Source organism: Luteimonas sp. 8-5, assembly GCF_029763755.1.
Taxonomy (GTDB): domain Bacteria; phylum Pseudomonadota; class Gammaproteobacteria; order Xanthomonadales; family Xanthomonadaceae; genus Cognatiluteimonas.
The window spans coordinates 1-5,222 of record NZ_JARUVM010000148.1 but is presented as its reverse complement, the minus strand read 5'-3'; the positions used below and the strand labels follow the sequence as shown (position 1 = coordinate 5,222).

At 71.0% G+C, this 5,222-nt stretch carries 9 protein-coding genes; 3 read left to right on the top strand and 6 right to left on the bottom strand.

Annotated features, from left to right (window positions below; all coding sequences use genetic code 11):
- Both QAA18_RS12230 and QAA18_RS12225 read right to left on the bottom strand, forming a co-directional pair.
- On the bottom strand, positions 1-402 hold a 402-nt coding region (locus QAA18_RS12230; protein WP_279413310.1), incomplete at its 3' end, for a S1 RNA-binding domain-containing protein.
- Positions 399-974 carry a Maf family nucleotide pyrophosphatase gene (locus tag QAA18_RS12225; RefSeq protein ID WP_279413308.1) on the bottom strand — a complete coding sequence of 192 codons (576 nt, stop codon included), beginning with the start codon at positions 972-974 and terminating at the stop codon, positions 399-401. The genes QAA18_RS12225 and QAA18_RS12230, both read right to left, overlap by 4 nt.
- 134 nt (positions 975-1,108) lie before the next feature.
- Here QAA18_RS12225 and QAA18_RS12220 point away from each other — a divergent pair, with 134 nt between their 5' ends.
- The 3 genes from QAA18_RS12220 to QAA18_RS12210 are packed head-to-tail and all read left to right on the top strand — an operon-like array spanning position 1,109 to position 2,704.
- Positions 1,109-1,834 (top strand): SIMPL domain-containing protein, encoded by a 726-nt coding sequence (locus QAA18_RS12220; RefSeq protein WP_279413306.1) that lies wholly within the window; start codon positions 1,109-1,111, stop codon positions 1,832-1,834.
- A 1-nt stretch (position 1,835) separates the two neighbouring features.
- A complete protein-coding gene (locus QAA18_RS12215; RefSeq protein WP_279413302.1) occupies positions 1,836-2,018 on the top strand; it encodes a hypothetical protein in 183 nt (60 codons plus the stop codon).
- A gap of 29 nt (positions 2,019-2,047) precedes the next feature.
- Positions 2,048-2,704, top strand: a complete 657-nt coding sequence (locus QAA18_RS12210; RefSeq protein ID WP_279413300.1) for an energy transducer TonB — start codon at positions 2,048-2,050, stop codon at positions 2,702-2,704.
- Positions 2,705-2,719: 15 nt separating this feature from the next.
- Here the strand turns inward: QAA18_RS12210 and rlmH are convergent, their stop codons facing one another.
- The 4 genes from rlmH to holA all read right to left on the bottom strand — a co-directional run.
- Positions 2,720-3,190: a 23S rRNA (pseudouridine(1915)-N(3))-methyltransferase RlmH gene (gene rlmH / locus QAA18_RS12205; protein ID WP_279413297.1), complete on the bottom strand. Its 471-nt coding sequence runs from the start codon at positions 3,188-3,190 to the stop codon at positions 2,720-2,722.
- Between the two features lie 8 nt (positions 3,191-3,198).
- On the bottom strand, positions 3,199-3,600 hold the full coding sequence (rsfS, locus tag QAA18_RS12200) for a ribosome silencing factor (RefSeq protein WP_279413296.1): 402 nt from the start codon (positions 3,598-3,600) through the stop codon (positions 3,199-3,201).
- 49 nt (positions 3,601-3,649) lie between these two features.
- On the bottom strand, positions 3,650-4,297 hold the full coding sequence (nadD, locus tag QAA18_RS12195) for a nicotinate-nucleotide adenylyltransferase (RefSeq protein ID WP_279413294.1): 648 nt from the start codon (positions 4,295-4,297) through the stop codon (positions 3,650-3,652).
- A gap of 5 nt (positions 4,298-4,302) precedes the next feature.
- On the bottom strand, positions 4,303-5,222 hold a 920-nt coding region (gene holA / locus QAA18_RS12190; protein ID WP_279413292.1), incomplete at its 5' end, for a DNA polymerase III subunit delta.

Genomic DNA, 5,222 nt, shown 5'->3' with positions numbered 1-5,222 from the left:
CACCAGGTAGCGCGAGGGAATGCTGATCTGCGTGGTCAGGCGCGCGCCCTTGCTGCCGATCGGGTCCTTGACCACCTGCACGACTACGTCCTGGCCGTCGCGCAGCAGTTCGGCGATCGGCGGCACCGGCGCCGGCACGGCCTGGTCGGTGGCGTCGGCGCCGCGCGCGGCCAGCGGCCGCTGGATGTCGTTGGCGTGCAGGAAGGCCGCGCGATCCAGGCCGATCTCGACGAAGGCCGCCTGCATCCCGGGCATCACCCGCTGCACCTTGCCCTTGTAGATGTTGCCGACCACGCCACGCGACCAGCCGCGCTCGATGTGCAGCTCCTGCAGCATGCCGTTCTCGACCACGGCCACGCGGGTCTCGCGCGGGGTGACGTTGACCAGGATCTCCTCGCTCATGGCGCGGCTCCCTGGTCGAATTGCTGCAGCAGGCGTGCGGTTTCGTACAGCGGCAGGCCCATCACCCCGGAATGGCTGCCCGACAGGTGCGCGATGAAGCGCTGGGCCTCGCCCTGGATCGCGTAGGCGCCGGCCTTGCCCTGCCATTCGCCGCCGGCGACGTATGCGTCGATGGCGCGCTGGTCGAGGTCGCCGAAACGCACTTCTGAAATCGAGACCACCTGCGCCTCGCGCGACGCCGACACCAGCGATACCGCGGAGACCACGCGATGGGTGCGGCCGGACAGCCGGCCCAGCATCGCCGCCGCATCGGCGGCATCGGCCGGCTTGCCGAACACCTCGTCGTCGAGCACGACCTCGGTATCGGCGCCGATCACCCGCGCCCCGGCGATGGCCATCACCTGAAGCAGGCCGGCACCGGCCTTCTCGCGCGCGACCCGGCGCACGTAGTCCTCCGGCGGCTCCCCGGGCTGGCGTTGTTCGGGCACGTCGATGTCCAGGCAGTCGAACGGCTGCCCCAGGCGGGCCAGCAGCTCGCGCCGGCGCGGGGATTGCGAGGCGAGATACAGCATCCCTTCAAGAATAACCCGCACCCGCGCCGCAGGGCCGCCATGCACGGAAAGCCGTGGATTTCCGGCTCACCGCCCGTTCACCAGCGGGGGCACACCCTTTTTTCCAGCCCATTCACATCGCCTGGAGCCCCCGCATGCACCGATCCCGCTTCCCTTCGACCACCGCCCCGCTGCTCCTGGCCCTGCTGCTCATGGCCGGGTTCGCCGGCACCGCTGCGGCCCAGCAGACCGACGGCACCCTGCTCTCGGTCACGGCGCAGGCCGAGGCCAGCCGGGTCCCGGACGTGGCCACCCTGTCCGCGGGCGTGGTCACCCAGTCGGCCGACGCCAACACCGCCATGCGCGACAACGCCGCGCAGATGGACAAGGTGATGGCCGCGATCCGCAAGGCCGGCATCGCCGAGCGCGACATCCAGACCAGCGGCATCAACGTCCATCCGCAGTACCGCTATGCCGAGAACCAGCCGCCGGCGATCACCGGCTACCAGGCCAGCAACACCGTCAGCCTGAAGGTCCGCGACATCGGCAAGCTGGGCCAGGTGCTCGACGCCCTGGTCGCCAGCGGCGCCAACCAGGTCAACGGCCCGGGCTTCGAGATCGACAAGCCCGAAGCAGTCTACGACGAGGCCAGGCGCGAAGCGCTGAAGCTAGCCCAGGCGCGCGCCCGGATGTACGCCAGCGAACTCGGGCTCAAGGTCCGCCGCATCGTCAGCATCGACGAGGGTGGCGGATTCCACCAGCCGCCGCCGATGCCGATGATGGCCATGGCCCGCGAACAGAAGGCCTACGACACCGCGGTGTCCCCGGGGGAAACCACGCTCACCGCGAACCTGTCGGTGGTGTTCGAACTGGGGAAGTGAGATGAGCCGGACGCCCAAGGACACGCACGACCGCTCCGGTTACCGCGAGGAGCAGCCGCGCGACCGCGGCCAGGCGCGGCAGCCGGCCGAGCCCGCGCGTCCCAGCCCTGACGAGCCGGGCATCGAACGCGATACCGACGACCATCCCGTGCCGGACCGGCACGAGCGGGACAAGCGCAAATGAGCTAAGCGACCAACCGAGGGAGGTGGACCATGCAATACGCACAGACGCATTCTCACCCGCACCCACAGGCCAACCGCATCGCCGGCTACGCCTTCGCGATCGGCTTCAACGCACTGCTGCTGATGGTGTTGCTGGTCCCGATGCAGGGTCCGCCGCTGCTCAAGCTCCCGGGCGAGACCCAACCCTCGATCAGCTGGTACCTGCCGCGTCCCGAACCGACGCCGGTGCCGCCCACGGTGCCGGTGACGCCCCGTCCCCCGACACCCACGACGACCACCGCGCCGCGCGTGCAGTCGCCGCCGACACCGGTCGACGTGATCGTCGACCAGGGCAGCGAGCAGGCATCGCCGCCCCTGCCCGACACGACGGCCACCGAAGTGGCAAGCATCTCCATGCCCGTCGCGCCGCTCGCCGGTGCGCGCCTTGAGTATCTTGAAGCGCCGCCGCCGGCCTACCCGCGTGCCTCGGCGCGCATCCACAGCGAAGGCACGGTGCTGCTTGAAGTTCTGGTCGACGTCGACGGCCGTCCGTTGCGGGTCGACGTGCGCGAGGGCAGCGGTGACGGGCGCCTCGACGCGGCCGCGCGCCGGCAGGTCCTGGAACACTGGCGCTTCCGTCCGGCGATGTACAACGGACAGGCGGTGCAGGCGATCGGCCTGGTGCCGATCAACTTCAGGCTGCGCTAGCGCAAGCCGCGCCGGTCAGGCGCGGTGGTAGGGGTGGTTGGCGAGCAGCGCCGCGGCGCGGTACAGCTGCTCGGCAACCACCAGCCGCACCAGCATGTGCGGCAGCGTCAGCGGCCCCAGCGACCAGGTCTCGTCGGCGACGGCGAGTACGTCGGGCGCATGGCCCTCGGGACCGCCGATCAGAAATGCCAGGTCACGGCCGCCGTTGCGCCAATGCTGCAGGCGCTGGGCGAGTTCCTCCGACGACCAGGCCTTGCCGCGTCCGTCCAGCGCGACCACGTGTGCCGTTTTCGGCAATGCCGCAATCACCCGCGCACCCTCGTCGGCAGTCGCGCGCGCGGCGTCGCGGCCCTTGCCGCGCAAGCCGGGTTCGATCTCGACCAGGTCCAGCGGCAGCCAGTGCGACAGCCGCTTCCGGTATTCGGCGAAGCCGCTGGCGACCCATGCGGGTGGCTTTTCCCCGATGGCGATGAGGCGCGCCTTCACGGCGCCGCTTACGCTACGCCCGCGTTCTCGGGCGGCTGGTCGCCCACGGTCCAGAGGCGCTCGAGCGCGTAGAACTCGCGCACGCGGGGCAGCATGACGTGGACGACGACGTCGCCCAGGTCGACCAGCACCCACTCGGCCTCGGTCTCGCCTTCGACGCCGAGCGGTTGCACGTCGAGCTTCTTGGCGAAGCGCACGACCTCGTCGGCGATCGACTTGACGTGGCGGCTGGAGGTGCCGGACGCGACGACCATGAAATCGGTGACGCTGCTCTTGCCGCGCACGTCGATCTCGACGATGTCCTTGGCCTTGAGTTCTTCGACCGCACCGTGGACAGCCTCGAGCAGCTTCTCGATGGGCGGGGGCGGGTTGGGCAACTGGGTCTTGATGACCTGGGCTTGGGTGGTCAAGGGCGTCCGGGTTTCCTGGAAATCGGCGGCGATTATAACCGGGCCCCGGTCACGGCCCTGTAACGGCTCGATAAAGGCCATGAGCGTCGATGTAGCCGGCGACCGGCGCCGGCACCAGGTGGCGCCAGGGCTGGCCGGCGGCGATCCGGGCGCGGATGGCGGTGGCCGAATGCGGATGCAGGGGCTGGTGGAGCCACAGCACCTTGCCGGCCGGCGACTGCGACAGTTCGTCCGGGGTCCGGGCCATGCGTCCCTGCAAGGCCGCCTCCAGCTCGGGCGGCAGGCCGTCGTCGCCGTCGCGGCTGGCGACCACGAAATGGGCCAACCCGAACAGCTCGCGCCAGGACTTCCAGGTCGGCAGGCCGGCGAAGCTGTCGGCGCCCACCAGCAGCGCGACCGGAGCGGCCTCCCCGATCTCCGCGCGCAGGCCGCGCAGGGTGTCGACGCTCCAGGAACGGCCGCTGCGCGCCAGTTCGCGCAGGTCCAGGCGCAGGCCCGGTTCGCCTTCCAGCGCGAGTTCCAGCATCGCCACGCGCTGGGCCGCGGTGGCACCCGGCGGCGGGCGATGCGGCGGATCGGCGGCGGGCATCAGGTGCACGGACACGCCCAGGCCCGCGTGCGCGGCGCGCGCGATCGCCAGGTGCCCTGCGTGGACAGGATCGAAGGTGCCGCCGTAGAGCACGTGCAGCGCGTGCATCGCGTTCAGCCGGCCAGCAACGCCGCTGCGGGCGGACTGGCCACGGCCACCAGCAGGCGCTCGAGCTGCACCCAGGCATCCTCGGGATCGCGGCCGGGAACGCCGCGTCCCTTGGCGATGCGGTCCACGCGCCCGAGGATGCCGACGAAGGTTTCCCAGCGCGACAACGGATGGCGCTGCAGCGCGCGCAGGTAGCTGGCCTGGCGCGCATCCCAGATCCGTTGCGCCTTGAATTCCGCGTTGAGGTTGCCGCCGCGTGCCTTGGTTCGTGCCAGCACCGCCGCACGCTGCAGCTCCATCGCCAGCATGCCCAGCAGCGCGGGCACCGCCTGGCCTTCGCCGCGCAGGCCGCGCAGCATGCGCGACACCAGCACCGGATCGCCGTTCAAGGTGGCGTCGATGAGCCGGAACACGTCGTAGCGCGCCGAGTCCGCGACCAGCGCGTCCATCCGCTCGACGTCGAGCACCTGGCCGTCGGCGAGCAGGGCCAGCTTTTCGATTTCCTGCGCGGCGGCGAGCAGGTTGCCCTCCACGCGTTCGGCCAGGCGCTGCACGGCCGCGGCATCGGCCTTCAGGCCGCGCGAGCGCAGCCTGCGGTCGATCCATTCGGGAAGTTCGTGCGGCTTGACCGGCCATGCCACCGAGACCACGCCGATGCGGCCGATCGCCTCGCTCCACTTGCCGCCGTGCTGCCTGCTCCATTCGCCGCAGGTCACCAGCAGGCAGACGTCGGCCGGCAGCTCGGCGCAGGCTTCGGCCAGCACGCGCGCGCCCACGGTGCCCGGCTTGCCGGTGGCCAGGCGCACCTCGATCAGCCGCCGCGACGCGAACAGGCTCGGCGCGCGCAGGCTGGCCGAGAATCCGTCCCAGTCCAGGTCGCGCTGGTTGCCCTCGATCATGAACACTTCGCGCTCGGCGATGCCCT

Excerpts from the sequence above, each read along its gene's own strand:
- QAA18_RS12225 (WP_279413308.1), bottom strand. The coding sequence starts at position 974 with ATGCTGTATCTCGCCTCGCAATCCCCGCGCCGGCGCGAGCTGCTGGCC.
- QAA18_RS12215 (WP_279413302.1), top strand. The coding sequence starts at position 1,836 with ATGAGCCGGACGCCCAAGGACACGCACGACCGCTCCGGTTACCGCGAG.
- QAA18_RS12220 (WP_279413306.1), top strand. The coding sequence starts at position 1,109 with ATGCACCGATCCCGCTTCCCTTCGACCACCGCCCCGCTGCTCCTGGCC.
- nadD (WP_279413294.1), bottom strand. The coding sequence starts at position 4,297 with ATGCACGCGCTGCACGTGCTCTACGGCGGCACCTTCGATCCTGTCCAC.
- QAA18_RS12210 (WP_279413300.1), top strand. The coding sequence starts at position 2,048 with ATGCAATACGCACAGACGCATTCTCACCCGCACCCACAGGCCAACCGC.